The sequence below is a fragment of the Furfurilactobacillus sp. W61-4 genome, assembly GCF_057545565.1.
Genome location: NZ_BAAJNZ010000005.1, coordinates 151,320 through 174,360 on the forward strand (window position 1 = coordinate 151,320; position 23,041 = coordinate 174,360).

Genomic DNA, 23,041 nt, shown 5'->3' on the forward strand with positions numbered 1-23,041 from the left:
TTACAGGAGATACATTATGCTGACACCGATTGAGATCAATAATCATTTTGAATGGATCGACGTACAAGATGAAACGGACGCTGAACATCAGCGCCTCATTCATAGCTATAAATTGACGGAAGAGATGTATGGCTATGCGACCGACCCCAATGAACGGGCCCGCATTGAAATCGATAAAGAAAATGGCATTTCATTAATCATCTTTAACGTCATCACGGATACATCGCCGGAAACCGCCACGGCACCAGTTGGCTTCTTATTTAAGGGACGGCGCGTCTTCACGTTTACCAGCGGCGATACTGACTATGTACACAATATTGTGATTAATTCCAACACGGTTTTGAAATTACCAGTCATTGAAGAGCAACAACCCATCGACGCAATTTTAGGACTAATGTACAAATTAACGACCGCTTACTTAGATAAAATTAACCAGTTAGACCGCCGCCGTGCCCAAATTCAAAAAGCTCTGAAAACAAATCCTGAACACAGCGCAATTAACGACTTAATGGATTTAGAAACGAGCTTGGTTTACTACCTGACTTCGCTGAAAACCAATACCGATATGTTGCAAGATCTTCAACGGCTTCCAGTAGTGCCAGTTAACGACGATCAGCGCGAACACATCACGGACATTGTGGTTGAATCCCAACAAGGCTTAGAGATGGCTCAAATGGCCTCAGACGTGGTTGAACGGGTCTCTAACGCCTACTCAAATTTAATCGATAACAATTTGAACAACACGATGAAATTCTTGACCGCTTATTCCATTATCATGACCGTCCCCACCATCGTGTCAGGCTTTTTCGGTGAAAACGTGAAACTACCATTTGAAACACATCCATTTGGGTGGCAAATCACAATTTTAATCATGATCGTTCTTGGTGCACTGGTATATGCCATCTTGCGCCATTATCGTTTTTTCGATCGTTAATCCACATCAAAGTCAAAGGACCCCTACTCCCTAAGGTTTTAGGAAATAGAGGTCACTTTTTTCGCTTATTTTAGTTTAAAGCTTCAACCGTTAACTCGTTCGCCACTGGATAAAAGACTGGTTCGGTCCAAGCTAACATGTCATCTGTTAATTGAAGTTTCGTAATGGTTTCACGGTTATACGGCTCAAAATAATACGTGCGACTTTCACAGACAGCTGCTGCACGATAGACCGAATACGTCTGCTGATGATCCGTATTGCGCGGCACCGCAACACCGTCCAGTAAGTGCCAACTACTGATAATCGCGCCAGACTCATCTAACGGTTGATTCGCTCGTTCTTTAAAGTACGCAGCGCGAATAAAGCGTGAAGAGGGGCTGTAGGAACCCGGTGGAATTGATTTGCCTGACAAATTTCCCGTCGTCACTTTCGCCGTATTTAACGGAACTTGTCCTGCCAAAAAGGCTGGCGTAAAAGTCATGTAATCATTTAATCGATCAATTTGTCGTTCAAAATTGGGAACATTGGTCAGAATGCCGAGCGAATCATCAACAATTCGCATCGGAATGGTCGTGGGTTCAATCGCGACCATTCGACCAGTACGATCAGCCACGGCAAAGTGCAACTCGGGCCGTCCGAATTTATGATCACTAAAAGTATCTGCCATTAGCTCAATTTCATCAATATGAGCTTCAATCTCCGCAATTGAGCGAAAGTTGCCCAGCAACCAGAACGCAAATTCGTAGGGCGCCAATTGAATGCGGTCAGTCCGCTTGGCTTCTGCATGCTTAAAACCGTTTGCAAAGGTGAGCTTTTGCGCTGTCAGCCCCCATTCATTCACGCCATCAGATAAATCAATGCGTTCCGGTCGCTGAAAGGCGCCACCCACCATCGCGTATTGATTCGTATATTGTCGATGATCAAAATCACTTTGCCACTGATAACCACGTGGTACAAACGCCGGTGTATTATCCAGCGTTGGCCAATCCATGGTCCGTGATAAGACGTGCGTGCCATCAACGGCAATTTGAAAAATACTGGTACACATTTATGCCTCCGTACTGTGGCTTGTCTGTTGGTGCTTACTTAAGTGCAAATAGGCAACAAAATGAAAAATAATTCCCGCGAGTAATAATAGCCCGCCAACCCAATTAGACCAAATCGCCCCAATAATGGCCAGCCCATACAACACCATGGACCGGACAGGATCCAATTGAACGCTACGATCAATCACTAAGTTAACCGGGTTCATTAATTCTTGGTGATCATGCAAGTAGCGATACAGCCAATAATAGACCGCTGAGATAAATAGTGCTACCGCGGCGTAGATCATAAAGCCGGTGCGAATGTCAGTGGAACTACCACTAGCAATGGCGGTAGCAACGAGAATCATTGGATAATCTAACAGTGTCACGCTGAACATTGAGAGTAAATTCAGTAAATTAAGATTCCGATCGATGACTTTTAGACTGGCAAAATAATCATGGTGGAACAGCCAAAGCGTCCCAACATAAAAGTAAGACACACCATAGGCTAAAAATTCAGGCCATTGGTGCGTAATTCCTTGCCACAGATGCCCGGTCCGATAACTAGGAATCTTAAATTCAAGCACTAAAATCGTAATCAATATGGCAAACACGCCATCACTGAATGCTTCCAAACGTGCTTTCGACATGATCATTGACGCCGATCCTCACTGACTGGGGCTTGCTGATAATGAACGTGATGATCCTCAACGTAGGCATAGAGGCGTGTCTGACCAGTTTCATCAAAGTCACCTAAGTCCAACATTGTTCGTCCAGCAATTTCATCAAGGCCGTGATAGGCATCTAATACGAAGTTACGTAATGTCAGTCCTTCTTGCATTAAAGCGTCCGTATGCGCTGCGGCTGCGGCTAAGGTATAGCCCTCGTCCAGCATTGTCTTTATCCCGGATACTTTTAGGAACGTTGCATACCCATACACGCGCTGTTGTTGCTCGTCCTGGCGATCTTTGGAATTGATGTACCCTTTTGTTTCCCAGTAACGCAACTGTCGCGTTGAGACACCGGTCATCCGACTAATTTCTCCAATACCAAAGATCAACTTCTCTGTACTAAAGATATGGCCACTATTCGATTCACGTAGGCTCGGCCGATCCATAGGTTCACCTTGTTTCTGCATTAATCTTCTGGATACAATTCCTTTTCCATCTTACGATGCCAAATATTGGCTTCCAAAAAAGGTTGACCAAACACTTCAAAAGACTGCTTGGCATAAAAGCTGACAGCGGTTTCTTGTGCTTCTAAATAAAGCGATCGATAACCATCGTCCTTGGCATCTTCAGTGATTTGATCCATCAATGCCCGGGCATAACCTTTATTGCGCGCCCAATCAATGGTGGCAACCCGTTGAATCTGTAAGATATCTTTATCTAATTTTGTGACACGAGCAGTCACGACCGGTGCATCATTCTCATAACCAACATAATGAGTCGCCTGGTCATCATGCCCATCAAATTCTAGTTCCTGACTGATGCCTTGTTCGTCGACAAACACTGCGTTACGAACCGCCTTGGCGTCATCGTAAATCTTACCTTCTTCACCGGTTTGCTTTTCAAAATCAATCGCGGCCTTTTTATTCTTCCGCTTACCAAAACCAAATAATGCCATCTAAATAAATTCTCCTTTTTTAAATCAGTGCGAAACTGGGGCGGGTGCTACTGAGTAATGAACCAGATTATTTCTCGTTATAACCTAAAACTGTGATTTGTTGATCATCTAGCGACAACCGGGTTACACTCCCGTTGGCTGGTCGTTCAGATAGATCGAACTTACCTTGACCATACCGTTCCATAAGACTTAATAAGGTGTTCCCGTGACTGATTACGAGTACATTGTCACCATCGTCAAGATCCGCGTTGTTACGAATCAAGTCAAAGCCCCGATCAATACGGGTCCAATATTCATCGTTACTCTCTGCGTCGTGGAAGGGATCGGCCTCTTTCATTAAGTCTTTGGCTTTGGCGATAGAGTATTTTTCTTCAATCGCTTTAAATCCGTTTAGCCCGTGTGGGCGACCCACTTGATCCCAAACATAGTTCATGTTTTCGCCTTCAAAGGAGCCATAGAACTGTTCTCTGAAAAATGGGCTGCTCAATGGACTGACTTGATTTGATACCGTATTAGCGGCCAAAATCATCGCGGCAGTTTGTTGTGCTCGGGTTGTGTCGGAACAATACGCGGCGGCAAACCGAATGTCAGCCAACCGTTGACCAGCAGCTTGGGCGTCGGCAATCCCCGCCTCCGTTAATGGCGAATTGCTCCATCCTTGTAATTTGTTATAAATGTTAAAATATGTTTGCCCGTGGCGGACTAAATACAACGTTACTCGAGCCACATCCATCACCCTTTCCAAATTAATTTATCTTTATTATACACGATCGTTGTCTGAGCAAGACGGTCAACGATTTAAAGTTTATGTAAGGTCACCAGCTGTTTTTATCTTGGTCACCGACTCACGTGGTACACTTAATCGATGTTAATCACGAACCGGAACGAGGCAAGAAATGCGATGCGTAAGTTGCAAGCAAAACTAAATACTCGAATTGGCCTATTTTGGCTGTTGATTTTTCTATTCTGGGCCAAGACCATGTTGGCGTACCTGGTTGATTTTCATTTAACCATCAGTGACCCGCTTCAAGGGGCCATTATGCTCATTAACCCGCTTGGCACCAGCCTGCTATTATTTGGCCTAGCCTTTTATGCGCGTAAAGCCCGTTATTTTTATCCAATCCTCGGACTGACGTACATCTTAAACACCGTCCTACTCTATTTGAACGTCATCTATTTTAGAGAATTCACCGACTACATGACGGTGTCCACCATGACTGGCTATGACAAGGTCAACCAAGGCTTATCAGGTAGTTCCTGGGCCTTAACCATGCCACATGACGTGCTTTACTGGCTGGATGTCGTCATCATCCTGGCGCTATTTATCGTTCGTTGGCTTAGATTTGACAAACTCCCTTTGCCTAAGAAAACTGGCTTTGCGATGACTTCATTTGCCATTGCAATGATTACCTTTAACTTGGCTGTCGCAGAGATGGATCGGTCACAACTCATGACGCGCACGTTTGATCGCAGTTATGTGGTTAAATATCTCGGTTTAGATTTCTTCACGGCTTATGACGGCGCTAGTGAATGGCATACCTCAGCGATGCGCGCCGCAGCAACCAAATCAGAACTTAAAGAAGTGACTAATTTCACCCGATCTCATTACGCCGCGCCTAATAAAACGATGTTTGGTGCCGCTAAAGGTCGCAATGTCATTGTCATTCACTTGGAGAGTTTCCAACAATTCTCTATCGATCAAAAAATCAATGGCAAAGAAGTCACGCCATTTCTTGACAGTCTGTATCACTCTAAAGATACCTATGCTTTTGACAATTTCTTCCACCAAGTTGGTCAAGGAAAAACCTCTGATGCGGAGAACATGCTTGAAACTGGCACGTATGGTCTGCCCCAAGGTTCACTTTTTGCGCAACTCGGTAGTGACGAAACGTTCCAGGCCGCACCGGCTATCCTTGAACAATCACCAGAACATTACACGACCGCTGTCTTCCACGGAAATGTGCCTAGCTTTTGGAATCGAAATAATGTCTATCCTAACTTAGGCTATCAATATTTCTTTGCTCAAGAGTATTACGACCATAGTGGTGATCGTTCTGAAGGCTATGGTTTAAAGGACAAACTGCTCTTTGACGATTCAGTCAAATACTTGCAACACCTGCAACAACCTTTTTATGTCAAATACCTGACCGTAACTAATCACTTTCCCTTTGACCTTGATAAAGAAGACCAAGATCCTGACTTCAAGACGACTGACACAGATAGCTCGGTTGTTAATAATTATTTTGTCACTAACCACTATTTGGATCAGTCAGTCGAAGAACTCTTTAACTTTCTAAAGGCTTCGGGACTTTATGACAAATCAATGATTGTCATTTACGGGGATCACTATGGTATTTCTAATTCTGAAAACAAGAGTCTAGCGCCTGTGCTTGGTAAAAATGCAGAAGACTGGACCTCATTTGACGATGCGCAACTGCAACGCGTCCCATTTATGGTCCATATTCCCGGTAATGGTCACGGCAAGATTGAGCATCAATATGGTGGCGAAATTGATGTTGAACCAACCTTGCTTCATCTGCTTGGAATTAACACCAAGCAATATGTACAATTTGGCACCGACCTCTTCTCCAAGCAACATGATCAAGTAGTCGCTTTCAGAAACGAGGATTTTGTGACACCGAAGTACACGTCATTATCCGGTACTGTTTACGATAACAAAACAGGTCAAGTAGCCAAACTCACTGCCGCTCAAAAGAAACAAGTGACTGCTGATCAGACCAAAGTCGACAAAGAGTTGTCACTCTCTGATTCACTTAATCAAAAAAATCTGTTACGTTTCTATGATCCAAAAGGATTCACAGCAGTTGATCCAACTAAGTACAAATATACTAAAGGCCTACAAAAAGCCGAACAAATTGAGCGCGATCGTGGTGTTGGTAGTACGTCACTCTTCAGTCAAAACGGCGACAAATCAATCGAAGGTCTATATCATACCGATGCCCCCGAAGTGAATAGTAAAGGGCAATAGACTCATTGCTCATTTTTTAAAGAAAACAAGCTCGTTTCCATCAACGTGGAAGCGAGCTTGTTTATTTTCCTAGTTCCGCAGATAAAATGTGATTCCATTCTGTTAGACATTAATCGCTTACTGCGAACCGGCTGGTATTCACGGTCATCTACCTCATGTTTAGACAAAACTGGCACTAAAAAACAAGCTGGACAAAAACTAAAATCTAGATTTCATTTCCAATTCTAAATAGCTAGAATGCGGGACATAAGTCAAGTGACTCCGCCTAAAAGCGAACTGCAAGCGGTAACCGAATCATCATCGTTCACAGTTCCCTTAGCGTTTGTTACTTACCGACTTATATCCCGCTTTCGTTTAAAAAAATCACTTCACATTAATTTCTTCATGATGCGCCGCCCATGGATAAGCCTTTACAACGCCAACAACTTTGTTCTTCGGCACAAACCCATAATAACGACTGTCATTTGAAACGGCCCGATTATCACCTAAAACAAAGTACATTCCCTTAGGCACCCGCTTTTTACCGGCATTTTTCGTCCAATTTTGATCATAGCTCAAGCTATTTAGCGTGAAGCCCTGATAGTTGTTCCCTGAATGAGGTAAGGGGCTTAAAGTTCCTGCGATCCGCTGCTGCTTGGTAATATAGTTCTGAGCAACGTATTTTCCATTGATATATAACTTACCATCAGCATGATAGTCAATTTCATCGCCAGGCAGTCCGCTTACTCGCTTAACGTACTTAACGTTATGATCAGTCGCTTGTGGATCAACACCATATGCGTTAAAGACAATCACCCGATCCCGGCGGATTGACGCCATTTTAAACGCCCAAACTTTTTCATTGTTTTGTAAATTTGGCTCCATGGATGGGCCGTCAACTCGCACATGGGCCACAAACAACCACTGTACAAGAAAGGCGATTAACACCCCGATCACAACTGGCCAAATCCAACTCATTACTTTTTTGATGGTGGGCACATCCTCTCAAATGTCAAATTAAGTGTGATCAATGCTGAAGTTAGTGACGCACCCATCACGTGTTTGATTATAACGATTTTTGACACATTAGCGTAGTTTTATTCCCAAAATCACGGTAAATTTTAACTATTAGCATAAACCTGACTATTTTACTTTTACTTCGAAAGTTCGTTAAAAGGGTTGTTGCTCAGCACCGAATCCTTAGTTTGGCAAATGAACCGAGGTGCTGTGAACTGGTCCATGGTGGTGGGGATCGATGGCAAAAGCCGCACTGTGGACTGCTGTGGCGGCTTCACCAAAACCGGTCGCAATCAGTGCCACTTTACCTGAATAGTTAATTGCGTCTCCAGCCCCGTAGACGCCTGCAACACTCGTTTGCATGGTGGAATCGACAGCGATTTGTTGGTGATTTTGTTCAAACTGTAGCTCCCAATTTTCAAATACCGCATGATCGGATATCACGCCGAAATTGACGACTAAATCATCAACGGTGATGGTACGATGATGATCAGTTTTCATTTCTTTCAAGTCAACATCCAGTCGACCGTCGCTCGTAGCCGCTAATCCTTGTGCTAGATATGGTGTCACTTGCTCAACGCTGGAGGCGTTCAAGCTGGTGACACTGTGTGGCAATGCTCTAAATTCATTGCGCCGATGCATCAGATAGACGTGTTTAGCTACCGGTTCGATCATCAAGGCAATATCGATGGCTGCATCCCCACCACCAGCGACCATAACATCACGGTTCGTGAAATGAGACAGTTTTGGCAAAAAATACCATAGATGTTCGTTTTCAAATGTTGCCGCATTTTCAACAGCTAGTTTACGCGGTGTAAACGCTCCATTACCAGTGGCAATCAGGACGGCCTTACTATGTGTTACACCCTCATTAGTCGTGATGGTAAAATCACCTAACTGTCCACTGATGTTCGCTACGGTCTGGCTAGTTTTGATGGTTACCGGAAATAAGGTCATTTGTTCGCGTAATCGATCAATCAATTCTTGCCCACTAATACCACTGAAGCCAGCCACATCTAAAATTTTCTTTTCTGGATACAACGCACTGACTTGCCCGCCCACGTCTGGCAAACTTTCTAAGACCTGAGTGTGTAATTCTTGTAAACCAGCATAAAAAGCGGCAAATAACCCGACTGGGCCGCCACCGATAATCGTTAAGTCATAATTTTGCTCAGTCATGATTGTCTCTTTCTACTTAATCATTAATTTTCGGCAAATGTAATAAGTCATTTTGTTCAAATAAACGGCCAATTCGTAACAAGGTTAGTTCTTCGCCTTTACGGGCAGTGAATTGAATGCCGATTGGCAAATTTTTTTCTGTCAGATGCGTCGGCAAACTAATTGCTGGTTGACCGGTCAGATTTGCCTGCTGGGTAAACGGCGATTGGGTCAATTCTTGTTCGAAATAATCCCATAGCAATTGCAATCGATCAGCTGGTGCCAATTGGGCAACCTGATCAATTTGGGCATCAATATCTGGATCAACTAACGGATTGTCTAACCGCGGTGCCGGGTGAGCGGTGGTTGGCGTAAGATATAAATCATACGTATCATGAAACACATCCATCTGCGCACTGGCTGTATCCCACAGACTGATGGCTGCACTATACTGAGCGCCAGTTACACCTAAACCAGCCTGATAAATTAGCCATGTGAGTCGTTCCATGTCATTCATCACAAGCGGTCGACCTAGCTGCCGGCTGACCTCATCAAACATTGCGACCGTCTCGGCGCCATTCATCTGATAATAAGAGCGCATCAATGCCGGACCATTTAATGGATTTGTTTGTTCCACCACGTGATAACCTTGCTGTTGTAAAAAGGCAACCGCGTCTTTCACAGCTTGAACGGCGTCACTTGATACCGGCGTGCCAACAGGTGATTTGGTCGAATAAGCAATCGTCAGCTCACGTGGTTGGTCCCACAGTTGATCATTGAAGCCTTGCAAGTTGATCGGCGTCGAAAACGGCGCGGCCGGTTGATAGGTTTGTAGCCAATCCAATAATGTGGCGGTGTCACGAATGGAGCGCGTCAAAGCAAAGTTAATGGACGCGCCACCCCAGCCACGCCAACCAGTTGGCCCAACTGGGACCCGGCCACGCGTTGGTTTTAATCCGATTAGACCAGAAAATGAAGCCGGAATTCGAATCGAACCGCCGCCATCGTTACCAGCCGCCACCGGTACGAAACCAGCTGCGACACTCGTGGCCGCTCCGCCAGATGAACCACCTGAATATCGTTGCTGATCCCAAACATTCGCTGTTTTACCATAAAGAACTGGATCAGTAATGTTCTTAAACCCAAATTCTGGCGCATTAGTCTGACCAATAATAATAAACCCGGCTGCTTGAAGTGCAGCTACGAAATTATCTGTTTCACCAGCAACTTCGTCTTTAAAAAGTCGCGAACTTAATGTCGCCGGCTCACCCTTTAAATTTTGCCCTAAATCCTTAAGTAATAAGGGGACACCTAAAAAAGGTTGGCCTGTGTCAATTAGTTGACGGGCTTCTGCTAAGGCTGCTGCTCGCCGTGTTGAAACAACCGCATTTAACTGGTCGTTACCCGCGTCAATGCGCGCAAAGGCCTGTTGAACGAGTTCTTCACTGGTGATATCGCCTTGGCGCACCTGCTGTGCTAACGCAATTGCATCCCATGACATGATCAATAACCTCCACTTCAGGTAAGTTGCTTACCGCCAGTATACGCATTTTTACGCAAATGAGCGAAGAAAAACTCAGCATAAAACAATCAAGAGATCGAAGTAACAACAAAATCAGAACAAAAACATCGCGGACCAGTAGTCACTCATCATGAGTGCTCAAGTCCGCGATGTTTTTATCCATAAGAATTAATTAGTTTAATTAATTCTCATCTTCTAGCTTTTTGGCATCCGCATCGATGGTGGCAAACCCAGACACTTTATTAGCTGGTTGAGGGTTCTTAGCACGATCTTCTTCTGCCTTTTCGATCAACGCTTTCCGTTCTTCCTTACTCAATTTAGCCATTGTTCTCGCCTCTTTTGTAATGGAACAGCAACGGGCGCCGCTAAGTGATTGGCTCGGTGTAAAGCTCGCTAACCTTAGTCTAGCGCTTTCCAGCAAAACATTAAACCCCAAACCATTTTGGGATGGAGGCAGCCTTTAGTTAGGTTGAACACTTAAACCAGCGTCAAGATAGACGTTAGCAGCTTGGTCACTACCGACTAATCTGAACTTCATAGTGATCTGATACAAACGTCATCGGCACTGGCCCACAGCCATATTTCTTAATCGCCTCCGCTGGTCTATCGTTGATCAGCGTTCAACCCATAGACCAATCGATGGCTGATACGGTCAACAACACTAAACCCTTGGGCAATTAATAAGCCGGTCGCTGCGCCATTTTCCTCGTCGACGTTCGCGAGTACACGTTTTAAGCTCAATTCGTCAAATGCAAAGGAAATCATGTGGGTTAATACTTCAGTCATCACCCCGTGTCGTTGAATCGTTGGTAATAATTCAAATTGTATCTCAGCAGTATCACGATGCTCATCAAAATGAAGCAAACTAAATGTCCCTAAATATTGCTGCGTTAGTTTATCCCCAATGCCCCAAATCAAGGCCTCATTGTTCATCACTTGACTCATCGTCCGATTAACATAAGTCGTCGTGGCCATTAAGTCTGCATCAATATCACGACCGCTCCTGGCGGCTACTGTCGCATCGTTTCGCAAGGTGAAGATATCTTTAACCTTATACATCGTCAACCAGTCTAAGACGTAATGCGCAGTCATAATTGGATGATAGCGTTCAAATTCCATCAAATTGGCCCTCTTTCTTCTCCAATTAAATACTATGACTCATTATACTAATTTCACTGTCTTAAGGAAGGATTAACCATTGCCGATTTTACCCCATGGTATAATGCCTGCATGCCATTAGAGGGGGAAATTAACATGTGGATCACGGACTATAAACGATTCTGGCAACACGCGTTCAAATTCTCGGGGACCACCAGCCGTGGTGAATTTTGGCGCGTCTTTTTGATTAACCTAGCAATTGAACTTTTATTACAGATTCCCCAAAACATTCGGGCCTTCGATTATAAGCAACATCCAACCGCCCGTATTGGCACCGGCAACCCGCATCTTAACCACTGGCTGTTTGCTGGTGGCGATAACAGCGTGATTACAAATGTCTTTCTAGGAATCGCACTTTTATTCTTACTTGTAACGCTTATTCCTAAGTTAGCCATAACCATTCGGCGTTTTCACGACTTTAATTGGTCTGCCAGTTGGCCACTTACCTTTTGGTTCAGTCGCTTTCTGATCACAAGCGTTATCATCTTTAAGCTTGTTCAGGTAATTGAACATATTAAACAAAAGCAGATGACTGCAGCCACTTATAATATGATAACAATTTTGATTGCTGCTAGCATTTTTCTCCTCATTCAATTAATCGAATTAATTTTACTAGCTAAACGTGGCCAACAACCCAATCGCTTTACAACAAGCGCCGCGACTCACTAAACTAACAAAGAAGACGCTAAATAACCAAAAATACGGGACACAAGCCAAGTGACACGGCTTATGTCCCGTTTTTATTTCAACGATTAATTTTCCATTGGTCGCTTGATATTCAAGGTCATCGCGTTAATCGCCACGATCACTGTACTTAACGACATTAAAATCGCCCCAACCATTGGGTCAAGCATAAAGCCAAGTGGCGCAAGAATACCAGCTGCTAAGGGAATCGCTAAAATGTTGTAGCCAGCCCCCCACCAAAGATTTTGCGTCATCTTGCCGGTAGTCTTGCGGGCTAGCTCCAAAAATTCCACGACATCATTCGGATCACTTCTGACTAAAACAACATCAGCCGAATCAATTGCTACGTCGGTCCCTGAACCAATCGCAATCCCGACTTCTGCTCGTGCCAAGCTAGGCGCATCATTAACGCCGTCACCAATCATCATCACTGCGCCGCGTTGCTGGTAATCACGAACATATTTTTCCTTATCCTCAGGTAATAACTGAGCGTGAACTTCTTCAATTCCCAATTGCGCCGCAACTTTGGCAGCAGTTTGTTGATTGTCACCGGTCAACATCACCGGTGTAATGTGCTGTCGTTTCAAAGCGGTGATTAGTTCTTTGGCGGCCGGCTTCAACTCATCACCTTGCGCCACATAGCCTGCCAATTGACCCTCAATCGTTAAATAACTAACTGAATTACCCGCACTCGCTAGCGAATCAAATTGTTGTTGATCGAAGGTGAGCTGGTGTTTCGTTAAATAGGCGGCGGAAACAAGTTGGATCGACTGGCCTTGCCAAGTGCCCGATAGACCAGCGCCAGTGATCTGGCTCACATCATTAATAGTAGCCGGTATCACATTCCGGTCCTTTGCCGCACGCAAAATCCCCACCGCCAGCGGATGGCTAGAACCAGTCTCTAAGCCAGCTAACAATGCTAAAACCTGATCCTCAGATCGCTGATCGTCATAACTCCCCACAGCGTTAACTTTAAAATCGCCCTCGGTTAGGGTTCCGGTCTTGTCCATCAAAGCAAACTTTAGGGTCTTGACCCGCTCTAAGGCATCCCGATTGCGAATCAGCAGGCCATTACGAGCTGCAATCGACGTACTTCTGGCAACGACCAACGGAATCGCTAATCCCAGAGCGTGTGGACAAGCGATTACTAACACGGTGACAGCGACCGATAAGGCCAGGGGCAAATTACCAACGACTAACCAAGTCACAAAAGCCACAATTGCGACCGATAACGCCGCGTAAAAGAGGGTTCCCGCCACGCGATCGGCCATATTTTCTTGTTGCGACTTCGACTGTTGGGCAGTTGTCACTAAATTAGCTACCTGTGCTAAGTAACCTGAAGCCCCCGTTCCGGTGACACGCATTTCAAACGTCCCATCCCCATTGATGGCGCCCCCGATTACCGAGTCGTCAACTTGTTTGGCCACTTGTTTAGATTCACCGGTTACCATCGCTTCGTTAACCGACGTACTGCCCTTGATCAAAACACCATCCGCCGGAATCTGTTCACCAGCCCGAACCGAAACTTGATCACCTTCAGTTAAGTCGGCAACTTTGACGTCCTGTAATTGCCCATCAACCACTTTATGGGCGACATCAGGGAGTAATTTAGCCAACGAATCCACCGCTGATCCAGCATTCATCACAGCGTTCATTTCAATTCGATGACCAAGCAACATAATCACAATTAACGTGGCTAATTCCCAAAAGAAATTTGTGACCATCGGATGAACGTGAAAGAGATCATTGGCGATGACGGCATAAATACTGTAGATATAGGCAACCGAAATCCCCATTGCAATCAACGACATCATCGCTGGTTTGCGCTCTTGTAACTCTGCCTTAGCACCAGAGAAAAAAGGCGACCCGCCGTAAATGAAAAGAATCGTTCCAATAATCGCCACGACCCAATCGCTCCCCGGAAAGGTAACTTGAAAAGGTAGTTTAAGTCCCATCATTGGTGTCATCACAATAATGGGCAACGTAAGTACTAAGGAAACCCAGAACTTACGCCGTAAATTGCCCATGTGCATCATACCGTGATCACCCATCGGCATATCCATCTGATCATCCATATCATGATGATTCATTGACATGTCCATTCCTGACATTTCATGATCTTTTGGCATTTTATCCATTGTGTTCCTCCCGTTTACATATGTAATCAATAACCAAAGTTTACATTTGTAAACGACAGGTGTCAAGTCAACTGCTTATTTTATTCATTTCGCCGATATACCACAGCCACAGTGGCCTATAACTCGGAATAAAGCATGCTTAACTACAACAAAACCACCGTCGGCAAATACCCACGGTGGTTCACTTACGCTTCAACTTTTATGGCCGACATCCATCTGGTAAACAATTACAGGCAACTTCTGACGGTGCGTCAACCGCTTTCGTTGCTAACAGCTGTTGTAGTTGGACAATATCCGTGCGACTTAAGGTCAAGTCGTCGATCAAACTTGCCAAGGTCGTGCCTACTTTCATTTCACACAAATGGCCGAACAACGCATGAGTCGCCGCATCCATCGCTGCTTGTTCAGTGACTAGCGGGGTATAGACAAAAGCTTGATTTGCCTTGGTGGTTGCCAAGGCGCCTTTTTTAACTAACCGGCCTAATAGTGTCTTTACAGTGGCTGGTTTCCAATCCATTTTATCGGCTAAGATAGCCGAAATTTGCCGACTGGTTGATTCACCTAGCGTCCAAACAATTCGCATAACTTCCCACTCGGCATCGCTAATCTCTAGTTGCACAGTTGCTTCCATGACCAAGACAACCTCCTCACCTATGCGTTTATGACTCATAGTTTACACTTGTAATCACAAATTAGCAATCCACATGTTTGCCAAGTTAACCCTAAAATTAGTCATCTTTATAGTGAAAATGTTTCATTACGTTTAGGAATAAATGAGTTTTATTTACCAAAAATCCTCGTTATACTGGCTGCAAGTCTTTGGAAAAGGAAGGGTATGCTGATGAATAATCAATTTGCACAACGCGCGACAATCGGATCTGAAGGTCGGCTAGCTCAACTATTCGGCGGTCAATTAGGCAACCAAGGCATTAAATTTTCGGCTGGGAATCCTGATCCTAATTCATTTCCCACTGATCGAATGGGCGCCGCGATTAATTCCGTCTTAAATCAATCAGGGAATCATTTATTTGAATACCAAACCGTCGCCGGTCCCCGCTCATTACGCACTCAGCTGGCAAACCGCATGAAAAAAACGGCTAATATCACCACCAGCGCTGACCAAATCCTATTGACGACCGGCGGGCAACAAGCGCTGGATCTAGTGGGCAAACTCTTGCTTAATCCCGGCGATGGAGTTGCCGTTGAGTCGCCGACTTACGTTGGTGCACTGGCTGCTTTTGATCAATACGAGCCAACCTATTACGATATCGACTTAGCTGATGATGGCCTCGATATTGATCGATTAGAACATACGTTACGCCAACATCCGCACATAAAGTTGCTTTATACCGTTCCTGACTTCCACAATCCCACTGGTATCACGATGAGCGCTGCTAAACGCCAACGGTTAGTCCAGTTAGCTGACCAATATGACTTTTACATCTTAGAAGATACGCCTTACCGCGATTTAAGCTATGTGGGTTCACCATTACCTGCCATTAAATCATTTGATCAGACTGACCGCGTTATCTTCATCAGTAGTTTTTCAAAAATCTTGATGCCCGGTTTGCGCCTTGGCTGGGTGAACGCTGGCCCTACCATCATCAATAAATTGCGTCAATTAAAAGAAACCAACGATCTTGAATCACCGGCGCTAGTGTTGGCGGCGGTTGATGAGTTCATGCAAACCAATGATTTAGATCAACATATCGCCACCCTATTACCGAGATACCGTCAACGGTTAACCACGATGATTGACACACTAGATGAAATGATGCCGAAATCCGTTCATTTTACTCGGCCTACAGGTGGCTTCTTCATCTGGGTCACGTTACCGACAGGTCTCAACGCAGCCGAAATCCTCAATCAAGTCGTCATTCCTCAAGCACAGGTCAGTTACGTTCCTGGACGCGTCTTTTACGCACACCAAAACGTAACGAATACCTTCCGGCTCAATTTTTCTGGGGTCGAGCCCGCTGAGATTATAGCTGGCATTACCCGCTTGACCAATGTTTTGAGGCCCTTATTATCTCAGCCCACAACTTTTAAGGCCGCCGCGCCCACAAAATTAACCGTGCAAAATCATCACTAAGCGGTGCAAAATATTTCCTTTAGCCTTGCTTGCAGCCAACGTCCACCTCAATTGTCCCTTGGTAGAAACATGCTCGCTCTTGATCGGTTTGGTTGTTATTTCCTACCAAATGGGCTATAAATAAGTTCATACTTAAATCTAAATTGATGGGTGGATAGACATGACACCAATGAAGGAAGACTACCTAAAAATGATTTTCGAATTAGGTGGGGTTTCTGAAAAAGTTTCAAACAAACAGCTCGCTTTGAGCTTAGACATTGCAGCCGCTTCAGTCACAGAAATGATCAATAAGCTCGTCGAAGAAAAGCTCGTCTCACATACGCCATATGCTGGTATTTCTTTAACTGCAACCGGCCGGCGTGCAGCTGAAGAATTGGTTCGTAAACACCGCTTATGGGAGTGCTTTCTCTTTGACAAATTAAATTATTCATTGGCTAACGTGCATCAAGAAGCAGAAAAACTTGAACACAGTTCCAGCGATCAAATGATTGACCAACTCGATGTCTTTTTGGACCACCCGGCACACTGCCCGCACGGTGGGGCGATTCCGGATCGCGAGGGCCATTATGATGAGGGCAGTCGCATTGCCTTAGCCACGATTGCAGATGGTCAGCGAGTCAAATTATCCCGCTTCGTCGATAATCATGACCTACTTGAATACCTTGAAAGCTTGAAGTTTGCCGTCGATCAGGACTATGTCGTCACCAATCATGCGCCATTCGAAGGGCCAATAACCGTTCAAACGGACTCTGGTCACACGATTGATGTTAGCTTTAAAGCAGCCAATAATATTTTTGTTGACGAATTATCGGCTTCGTAAATTTACGTTAGTTCACCAGCCTCTTCAGGTTGGTGAACACATCGCCTAAAACTATTTTGAGCATAAGCACCGTTGGACAGCAGCCAGTTCCCGCAGTTAGGAAGTGGCTGTTTTTTCTACCGCTAGTCAAGCCTAATGCCTGTGCCTAACCCAGCGCCACCGGTCCGTTAACATGATAAACTAGCTAATCAAAACAATTCGTTAATTGTTAACAATGTCATGAGAATTAGCCAAGCTGACTTGAGTAAGGGCTTTCATTCGTCTATTATGGAATTGTAATTAGACAGTTTTACCTGTTTTAAATCATAAGATTGTGGGGATAACAAGATGGCAACAAAAAAAATGATTCTTGACCTTGATACTGGGGTTGACGACGCGTTGGCATTAGCCTACGCCATCGCTGCACCAGAAGTTGATCTCATTGGGATCGTTTCATCCTATGGGAACGTGCTCGTTGATAAATCAGCAGAAAACTCATTGAACTTACTCGAGTTACTCGGTGCCACGGATGTACCCGTCTTCTTGGGCGAATCACATTCTAGTACGACGGATCATTTTGATGTGATGGAAATCAGTCAAAAGATTCATGGTGTCAATGGAATTGGTGAAGTTGAAATTCCAGCGGCTAAACGTCCGGTTGAAAGTGGCAGTGGCGTTGACTTTATTATTGACGCGGCTCACAAGTACGGTGATAACTTGATTCTCGTCCCTACTGGCCCACAAACCAATCTAGATGCTGCTATCCAAAAGGATCCCGAAGTTGCCAAGTTAATTGGTAATATGACGTTTATGGGCGGTGCTTTAACCGTTCCTGGTAACGTCACTGCCTTTACTGAAGCCAACATTAATCAAGACCCTGCCGCTGCAGATCGGGTTTTCCGTTCACCATTACGTGCAACGATGGTTGGGTTGGACGTCACGTTACGAACACTGCTCACTAAGAAAGAAACACAACAGTGGCGTGATTTGGACACTGTCGCCGGTGAAAAATTCGCTGACATCACTGACTACTACATCGATGCTTATTATGACTTAGACATCGACAAAAACGGTTGTGCCATTCACGATCCATTAGCGGTTGGCATTTCCATTGACGATTCTTACGCTAAGCTCATTGACCTCAACATGAAAGTTACCCACGACGATGCCGCTAATCCAGCTGACATCGGTCGGACCATCGGTGACACAGCGCGGTTGAACGCTCCTACGACCAACATGCGTGTCGCGGTTGATGTAGACAAAGAACGCTATCTTGCTCACTTTATGGATCTGCTAACGAACTTATTCGCTAAGCACTAAACTTTTTCTAAATACTCGCTAAAACAACCACCTCGCTAACCGGCGAGGTGGTTTTGTTGAAGTCAATATCAATTCTTACTCAAAAATCATAATCAACTTTCTGCCATTCACTGTCCGTTGCGCTAGTCAAAAATTTACGGACTGGCGAACAAAAAACTTTGTCACACAAACGCTTCCTAGCGTAGAATGTATACAAAACTCAGGCAACTGTTCATGGGAGGTGTCATCATGCAACATCGGATCGTTAACGCGCTCAGTTACCTCAGCATCTTATTCTTACCAGTTATCTTTCCACTCATCGTATGGATTGTCGGCGCGGGTCAACCAGACATCACCCATCATGCCGCACACGCATTTTGGAGCCAACTAATTCCAGCCATTTTTGCTTTTATGCTATTCTTTTTCATTGCCGTCTACGGATTAACAATCGGCGCCACCGCTGGTCTGGGTTGGTTAACCCTATTGTTCATTGGTGTTCTATGTTTGCTGTCAGTCATTCTATGGTTTTACAACATTGTGATGGGTATCCGGATGCTGGTTGTCTAATCAGCCCGGATCAACTCATGATTAAATGAAATTAAGTGAGGAATCGCTCATGAAAACAGCAACAAAATCAAACACACGTAATTTAGTTTTAGCTGCCTTATTTATTGCCATTGTCTTGGTTCAGGTCTTGGTTCCCTTTTTGGGTTACATTCCCCTTGGCCTAACCGCCGTTGGCCTACAGATCGCGATTATCCAATTTACAGTTGCAATTGCCGCCATTATGATGGGCCCTTGGTGGGGTGGCCTCATCGGTGGCGTCTGGGGACTCGCGTCACTCATTCAAGCGTGGACCCAAGTCTATAATCTAGGTGCCTTTTTATTTCGTAACCCGGTAACAGCGATTGTTCCTCGAATCATGATTGGCATTGTGGTTGGTTATGTCTTCCAAGAGCTCGCTGTTAAACGTCAGCATCGAGGGTTAGCGCTAACTTTATCAGGATTCTTGGCTTCCTTTACCAATACTGCCCTCGTCGTCTTGTTTTCTTGGATTACAATCGCCGGCTTTGGTTATTACTTCCCTGGTATTCCCCACAGCGGGACTTTTATGTGGATTCTATTATCCTTAGTCGGCGTCAATGGCATTGCTGAGATGATTGCGGGTGTCATTATCGTGCCGATCGTCGGGAGCGCGATCTTGGCCGTCCGCCGATCACGAGGCTAGTCTTTGAAACCATGCTGACTCATAATGTAAACGCGCTCGCCAGGCCTGAGCCCTGTGCACAACCTGCAATCACTACCGGGTGAAACCCACCCGTCCGTGATTTCCAGTTGTTGCTCGGGCTCAAAACGGCCTGGCTCACGCTCTGATCTGATCTTCTATTGCTTTTTTTCAAACTTTCCTTTACGCTTAGGTTGCTTCACAAATAATAACTGGGGTGCCATTGGCTGAGATAAAACCCATTGAACCTGATCCGGTTAATACCGGCGAAGGGAGTTACGTAATCCGAATGCGGATTATTTGTCTTATTGACATTTACGACCTCTCACTCAGGCTCGACACTGGTGAGGGGTCTTTTTTTTCCTCATCATGGCGGGCACATTGATTGCGCTGGTCACCCCAAACGGAGGTCTTTTTATGCAACAAGCAAGTCATTCTAACGGTTGGCATCTTCGCGATGTGATCCTGATTACCATCATCGCCATTTTTATGGGGATCATTTTCTTTGTTACCGGCTTTTTATATAACGGGCTAACTGCACTGTTAACGCCCTTTGGCTTAGCGCCGTTTGCCAATGATTCTATTCTGGGCATTTGGACGATGGCCGGTCCGCTAGCTGCGTTTATGTTACAGAAAATTGGCGCGGCAACAATCGGTGAAATTTTGGCTGCTGCCGTTGAAGCAATCATCGGTGGCCAATGGGGCCCAAGTACGTTGATTTCTGGCTTTGTCCAAGGGATCGGTTCTGAATTAGGCTTTACGTTCACACTATATCGACGTTACGACATGTTCAGTTTAACGTTATCTGCCTTAACGACTGCGATCGTTACTTTTGGTTGGGACTTGTTCCGATCCGGATACAACCAGTATCATCTCTGGATGATTATCGCATTATTCATCACGCGTTTCATTTCAATGTGGGTATTTGGCGCATTATTAGTTTCAGCTGTCACGCATTTGCTTGATCGCTCGAAACTGCTGAATCGTAGTCGTCACTAATCGCAAACCAACTTAAAGTGTAATCTTAATGACAATGATTGAGCTTTCCCATCTGACTTTTAAATACGATGAAACAGATTCTCCCATTCTAGATGATCAGTCACTGACCATCGATAAAGGAACCTTTAACCTATTGACGGGTCCTTCTGGAACTGGTAAATCAACCCTCCTCAAGCTCATTGCTGGTTTATATCCTAGTTTCACTGGCATTCAAACAGCTGGCACGGTGACCGTCAATCAGCAGGTTATTGCCGAGATGATTCCCGCCAAACGTGCACAAATCGTCTCAATGATGTTTCAAAACCCCAGTGAACAGTTCGCGATGCAAACCCCACGCGAAGAACTTATCTTTACCTTGGAAAACCTACAAGTTCCCGTGAGTGATATTCCAACACGAGCACAGGCGGCCCTTGAATTTTCGGGTGTCACCGCCTTTGCCGATCGCCAATTTACAACGCTTTCTGGCGGTGAACAGCAAAAGGTATCTTTAGCAGTTATCGTCGCACTTAATGCACAAGTCATTTTATTAGATGAACCATTCGCAAATGTTGATCCAGCGGCACGGCGCTTCTTATTGGCTCAATTAACCAAGCTTGTTAACCAGCAGGGTAAAACTATTCTTATTGCAGATCACGATTTATCTGATTACCAGGCGCGAATCAATCAGTTGTTTATTCTCGATCCAACCAAACGACGTGTCCACCTTGCTGATAATGCTGAAGCAACAGCGCGCTTTGCCGACTTTGACCAGCAGCAACATCAGCAGCAGCCCGTATCATTACCTGATCTCGCCACGCTTGAACCGGTATTTAAATTGAATAATTTCTCTGTTGGGCATCAGCATCCCTTGATCGTCCAAGACGCACTCGACCTTTTTGCCAATCAATTGACCGTCGTCACCGGGGCCAACGGAACTGGCAAATCGACCCTTTTTAACGCCCTCGTTCGTTTGCAAGACTACCATGGTTCACTGACTTGGCAGGATCAACAAGTCAGCAAGCAACGACGCGCGCGGTATGCTAAACAGGTGGCCCTAGTCTTTCAGCAGGCCACCAGCCAGTTCCTAAATATTACCGTGGCTGAAGAGCTCGCCATGAGTCATCGCCAACAAGTCAGTTCAGCTTGGACAACCGCGCGAACAACTACGGCCCTGGAGCAACTTAATTTGGCCGGCCGCGATGAACAAGTCGTTTATTCACTCAGCGAAGGACAAAAGAAAAAACTGCAAATTTTAACCATGCTGATTATGGGTACCCCCACTCTACTACTGGATGAACCGCTCACTGGTTTAGACCTTATTTCGGAACAAGCCGTGCTGCAATTATTACAGGAAGCGGTTCATGAAGACGGACGCACCGTTCTCATGATTACCCATCAGTTAACGCACGTCGCGACCTTTGCTGACCTTCATCTGCACCTTGATCAGCAACACCTAACTTATGAGGCTTCATTATGAATCCAACGCTATTATTAGCTTTAGTCCTCATCGTCGGTGTTGAGATCTCGTTCACCGCGGTCATCTGGGCTAATGTCATCATTATTTTAATTTCAATTTTGGCCATGCTGTGGCACCGAGCTCCTATGTTAGCTTTCGTTCGTTTAGCACTGGTTCCATTAATTCCCGCCGTCGGGATTTGGTTTTCAATCCGTTATTTCTCGACTACCCAAAGCGTCCACTTTGCCTGGGTCATGTCCAGCCGGATTTATGCCTATGCGTTTTTAGGTGGTCTATTTAATTTTTCCACCAGTACTTCTACGACGTTAGCCTCGTTAGAACAAAATGCTCATATTCCAACGACCTTTGTCTACGGAATGCTTGGTGCCTTTAACTTTGTTCCTAAAATTCGCAGCGAGGTTAGCATCATTCGAGCTAGCGCGCAAATGCGCGGCATCACGTTGCACTTCTGGTCGCCACAACTGTTATTTAAAGCAATCGTTGCGGCTTTAAATTGGTCTGAAAATCTGGCCGAGGCCATGACTTCCCACGGTTTTTCAGAAAATGCTCCGCGGACTCATGTGACCGTCATGAGCATCCCTTGGTGGAACTATCTTGTTGGCGGCATCGCACTAATCGGGCTACAGCTTTTACTATTTAGCGGCTTAGCCTAATATCCCGTTTCATTAAAAAATCGCTGAGGCGCACAAAATTGGCTGCGCTCAGCGATTTTTTATTGACGAAAAAACAAGATTGGTTGGCAGAAAATAATTTAAACACACCGGCGAAATCACGCTGGTCATCGCTCTTGACATCCATCAATCCAACACGCCGTTGCTAAAAGGCTTACTTCATCTGACAAGTCCGCACTTTCATTACTTCAAGGTCAACGGAGTTTCGTCCGGTGAGTTCTTAGTGGACAATAAGCTTTCAATGATGACTTATGTAAGATTTGGGACTGA

The 23,041-nt window shown here is 45.1% G+C and carries 23 protein-coding genes and 1 riboswitch; of the genes, 11 read left to right on the forward strand and 12 right to left on the reverse strand.

The window, feature by feature from the left end:
* Positions 1-16 precede the first annotated feature (16 nt).
* The gene (locus AC27FN_RS07785; protein ID WP_487167438.1) at positions 17-934 is read left to right on the forward strand and encodes a magnesium transporter CorA family protein; all 918 of its coding nucleotides are present in this window, start codon (positions 17-19) and stop codon (positions 932-934) included.
* 70 nt (positions 935-1,004) lie between these two features.
* Here AC27FN_RS07785 and AC27FN_RS07790 read toward each other — a convergent pair whose 3' ends face one another.
* The 5 genes from AC27FN_RS07790 to AC27FN_RS07810 all read right to left on the reverse strand — a co-directional run bounded on the left by AC27FN_RS07790 (position 1,005) and on the right by AC27FN_RS07810 (position 4,312).
* The gene (locus AC27FN_RS07790) at positions 1,005-1,982 is read right to left on the reverse strand and encodes a linear amide C-N hydrolase (RefSeq protein WP_487167439.1); all 978 of its coding nucleotides are present in this window, start codon (positions 1,980-1,982) and stop codon (positions 1,005-1,007) included.
* The gene (locus AC27FN_RS07795; RefSeq protein WP_487167440.1) at positions 1,983-2,615 is read right to left on the reverse strand and encodes a TMEM175 family protein; all 633 of its coding nucleotides are present in this window, start codon (positions 2,613-2,615) and stop codon (positions 1,983-1,985) included.
* On the reverse strand, positions 2,612-3,097 hold the full coding sequence (locus AC27FN_RS07800) for a MerR family transcriptional regulator (protein ID WP_487167441.1): 486 nt from the start codon (positions 3,095-3,097) through the stop codon (positions 2,612-2,614). Before AC27FN_RS07800 ends, AC27FN_RS07795 begins: the two co-directional genes overlap by 4 nt.
* Entirely contained in the window at positions 3,097-3,585 is a 489-nt protein-coding gene (locus AC27FN_RS07805; protein WP_487167442.1) for a GNAT family N-acetyltransferase, read from the reverse strand. Before AC27FN_RS07805 ends, AC27FN_RS07800 begins: the two co-directional genes overlap by 1 nt.
* A 67-nt stretch (positions 3,586-3,652) precedes the next feature.
* Positions 3,653-4,312 carry a histidine phosphatase family protein gene (locus AC27FN_RS07810; protein ID WP_487167443.1) on the reverse strand — a complete coding sequence of 220 codons (660 nt, stop codon included), beginning with the start codon at positions 4,310-4,312 and terminating at the stop codon, positions 3,653-3,655.
* A 174-nt stretch (positions 4,313-4,486) separates the two neighbouring features.
* Here AC27FN_RS07810 and AC27FN_RS07815 point away from each other — a divergent pair, with 174 nt between their 5' ends.
* The gene (locus AC27FN_RS07815) at positions 4,487-6,574 is read left to right on the forward strand and encodes an LTA synthase family protein (protein WP_487167444.1); all 2,088 of its coding nucleotides are present in this window, start codon (positions 4,487-4,489) and stop codon (positions 6,572-6,574) included.
* 363 nt (positions 6,575-6,937) lie between these two features.
* Here the strand turns inward: AC27FN_RS07815 and lepB are convergent, their stop codons facing one another.
* From lepB to AC27FN_RS07840, 5 genes are all read right to left on the reverse strand, one after another.
* Positions 6,938-7,531: a signal peptidase I gene (gene lepB, locus AC27FN_RS07820; RefSeq protein WP_487167445.1), complete on the reverse strand. Its 594-nt coding sequence runs from the start codon at positions 7,529-7,531 to the stop codon at positions 6,938-6,940.
* 222 nt (positions 7,532-7,753) lie between these two features.
* Positions 7,754-8,749, reverse strand: a complete 996-nt coding sequence (locus tag AC27FN_RS07825; RefSeq protein WP_487167446.1) for an NAD(P)/FAD-dependent oxidoreductase — start codon at positions 8,747-8,749, stop codon at positions 7,754-7,756.
* Between the two features lie 16 nt (positions 8,750-8,765).
* Entirely contained in the window at positions 8,766-10,229 is a 1,464-nt protein-coding gene (locus AC27FN_RS07830; protein ID WP_487167447.1) for an amidase, read from the reverse strand.
* Between the two features lie 202 nt (positions 10,230-10,431).
* On the reverse strand, positions 10,432-10,575 hold the full coding sequence (locus AC27FN_RS07835) for a hypothetical protein (protein WP_487167448.1): 144 nt from the start codon (positions 10,573-10,575) through the stop codon (positions 10,432-10,434).
* Positions 10,576-10,853: 278 nt separating this feature from the next.
* Positions 10,854-11,369, reverse strand: coding sequence for a GNAT family N-acetyltransferase (locus AC27FN_RS07840; protein WP_487167449.1), 516 nt, complete (start codon positions 11,367-11,369; stop codon positions 10,854-10,856).
* Between the two features lie 135 nt (positions 11,370-11,504).
* Here AC27FN_RS07840 and AC27FN_RS07845 point away from each other — a divergent pair, with 135 nt between their 5' ends.
* The gene (locus tag AC27FN_RS07845; RefSeq protein ID WP_487167450.1) at positions 11,505-12,077 is read left to right on the forward strand and encodes a DUF805 domain-containing protein; all 573 of its coding nucleotides are present in this window, start codon (positions 11,505-11,507) and stop codon (positions 12,075-12,077) included.
* Between the two features lie 83 nt (positions 12,078-12,160).
* Here the strand turns inward: AC27FN_RS07845 and AC27FN_RS07850 are convergent, their stop codons facing one another.
* Positions 12,161-14,203 (reverse strand): heavy metal translocating P-type ATPase, encoded by a 2,043-nt coding sequence (locus AC27FN_RS07850; RefSeq protein ID WP_487167498.1) that lies wholly within the window; start codon positions 14,201-14,203, stop codon positions 12,161-12,163.
* Between the two features lie 226 nt (positions 14,204-14,429).
* A complete protein-coding gene (locus tag AC27FN_RS07855; RefSeq protein ID WP_487167451.1) occupies positions 14,430-14,861 on the reverse strand; it encodes a CopY/TcrY family copper transport repressor in 432 nt (143 codons plus the stop codon).
* A gap of 210 nt (positions 14,862-15,071) precedes the next feature.
* Here AC27FN_RS07855 and AC27FN_RS07860 point away from each other — a divergent pair, with 210 nt between their 5' ends.
* The 8 genes from AC27FN_RS07860 (at position 15,072) to AC27FN_RS07895 (ending at position 22,753) form a co-directional block, all read left to right on the forward strand.
* Positions 15,072-16,322, forward strand: coding sequence for an aminotransferase-like domain-containing protein (locus AC27FN_RS07860; protein WP_487167452.1), 1,251 nt, complete (start codon positions 15,072-15,074; stop codon positions 16,320-16,322).
* 160 nt (positions 16,323-16,482) lie between these two features.
* Positions 16,483-17,142: a metal-dependent transcriptional regulator gene (locus AC27FN_RS07865; protein ID WP_487167453.1), complete on the forward strand. Its 660-nt coding sequence runs from the start codon at positions 16,483-16,485 to the stop codon at positions 17,140-17,142.
* A 327-nt stretch (positions 17,143-17,469) separates the two neighbouring features.
* A complete protein-coding gene (locus tag AC27FN_RS07870) occupies positions 17,470-18,441 on the forward strand; it encodes a nucleoside hydrolase (RefSeq protein WP_487167454.1) in 972 nt (323 codons plus the stop codon).
* 228 nt (positions 18,442-18,669) lie between these two features.
* Positions 18,670-18,987: a hypothetical protein gene (locus AC27FN_RS07875; RefSeq protein ID WP_487167455.1), complete on the forward strand. Its 318-nt coding sequence runs from the start codon at positions 18,670-18,672 to the stop codon at positions 18,985-18,987.
* Positions 18,988-19,036: 49 nt separating this feature from the next.
* Positions 19,037-19,648: an ECF transporter S component gene (locus AC27FN_RS07880; RefSeq protein WP_487167456.1), complete on the forward strand. Its 612-nt coding sequence runs from the start codon at positions 19,037-19,039 to the stop codon at positions 19,646-19,648.
* Positions 19,649-19,848: 200 nt separating this feature from the next.
* A riboswitch (TPP riboswitch) is annotated at positions 19,849-19,937 on the forward strand.
* A 125-nt stretch (positions 19,938-20,062) separates the two neighbouring features.
* Complete coding sequence (locus AC27FN_RS07885; RefSeq protein ID WP_487167457.1) at positions 20,063-20,644, forward strand: ECF transporter S component; 582 nt, start codon at positions 20,063-20,065, stop codon at positions 20,642-20,644.
* Positions 20,645-20,672: 28 nt separating this feature from the next.
* Positions 20,673-22,100 (forward strand): ATP-binding cassette domain-containing protein, encoded by a 1,428-nt coding sequence (locus tag AC27FN_RS07890; RefSeq protein ID WP_487167458.1) that lies wholly within the window; start codon positions 20,673-20,675, stop codon positions 22,098-22,100.
* Positions 22,097-22,753, forward strand: a complete 657-nt coding sequence (locus tag AC27FN_RS07895) for an energy-coupling factor transporter transmembrane component T family protein (protein WP_487167459.1) — start codon at positions 22,097-22,099, stop codon at positions 22,751-22,753. Before AC27FN_RS07890 ends, AC27FN_RS07895 begins: the two co-directional genes overlap by 4 nt.
* The last annotated feature ends 288 nt before the right edge of the window (positions 22,754-23,041 follow it).

Coding starts and splice junctions, on each gene's coding strand:
- AC27FN_RS07785 (WP_487167438.1), top strand. CDS start 17: ATGCTGACACCGATTGAGATCAATAATCATTTTGAATGGATCGACGTA.
- AC27FN_RS07815 (WP_487167444.1), top strand. CDS start 4,487: ATGCGTAAGTTGCAAGCAAAACTAAATACTCGAATTGGCCTATTTTGG.
- AC27FN_RS07825 (WP_487167446.1), bottom strand. CDS start 8,749: ATGACTGAGCAAAATTATGACTTAACGATTATCGGTGGCGGCCCAGTC.
- AC27FN_RS07885 (WP_487167457.1), top strand. CDS start 20,063: ATGCAACAAGCAAGTCATTCTAACGGTTGGCATCTTCGCGATGTGATC.
- AC27FN_RS07800 (WP_487167441.1), bottom strand. CDS start 3,097: ATGCAGAAACAAGGTGAACCTATGGATCGGCCGAGCCTACGTGAATCG.
- AC27FN_RS07875 (WP_487167455.1), top strand. CDS start 18,670: ATGCAACATCGGATCGTTAACGCGCTCAGTTACCTCAGCATCTTATTC.
- AC27FN_RS07805 (WP_487167442.1), bottom strand. CDS start 3,585: ATGGCATTATTTGGTTTTGGTAAGCGGAAGAATAAAAAGGCCGCGATT.
- AC27FN_RS07830 (WP_487167447.1), bottom strand. CDS start 10,229: ATGTCATGGGATGCAATTGCGTTAGCACAGCAGGTGCGCCAAGGCGAT.
- AC27FN_RS07890 (WP_487167458.1), top strand. CDS start 20,673: ATGACAATGATTGAGCTTTCCCATCTGACTTTTAAATACGATGAAACA.
- AC27FN_RS07795 (WP_487167440.1), bottom strand. CDS start 2,615: ATGATCATGTCGAAAGCACGTTTGGAAGCATTCAGTGATGGCGTGTTT.
- AC27FN_RS07790 (WP_487167439.1), bottom strand. CDS start 1,982: ATGTGTACCAGTATTTTTCAAATTGCCGTTGATGGCACGCACGTCTTA.
- AC27FN_RS07855 (WP_487167451.1), bottom strand. CDS start 14,861: ATGGAAGCAACTGTGCAACTAGAGATTAGCGATGCCGAGTGGGAAGTT.
- AC27FN_RS07860 (WP_487167452.1), top strand. CDS start 15,072: ATGAATAATCAATTTGCACAACGCGCGACAATCGGATCTGAAGGTCGG.
- AC27FN_RS07835 (WP_487167448.1), bottom strand. CDS start 10,575: ATGGCTAAATTGAGTAAGGAAGAACGGAAAGCGTTGATCGAAAAGGCA.
- AC27FN_RS07870 (WP_487167454.1), top strand. CDS start 17,470: ATGGCAACAAAAAAAATGATTCTTGACCTTGATACTGGGGTTGACGAC.
- AC27FN_RS07840 (WP_487167449.1), bottom strand. CDS start 11,369: ATGGAATTTGAACGCTATCATCCAATTATGACTGCGCATTACGTCTTA.
- AC27FN_RS07880 (WP_487167456.1), top strand. CDS start 19,037: ATGAAAACAGCAACAAAATCAAACACACGTAATTTAGTTTTAGCTGCC.
- AC27FN_RS07850 (WP_487167498.1), bottom strand. CDS start 14,203: ATGTCAGGAATGGACATGTCAATGAATCATCATGATATGGATGATCAG.
- AC27FN_RS07895 (WP_487167459.1), top strand. CDS start 22,097: ATGAATCCAACGCTATTATTAGCTTTAGTCCTCATCGTCGGTGTTGAG.
- AC27FN_RS07865 (WP_487167453.1), top strand. CDS start 16,483: ATGACACCAATGAAGGAAGACTACCTAAAAATGATTTTCGAATTAGGT.
- AC27FN_RS07845 (WP_487167450.1), top strand. CDS start 11,505: ATGTGGATCACGGACTATAAACGATTCTGGCAACACGCGTTCAAATTC.
- lepB (WP_487167445.1), bottom strand. CDS start 7,531: ATGAGTTGGATTTGGCCAGTTGTGATCGGGGTGTTAATCGCCTTTCTT.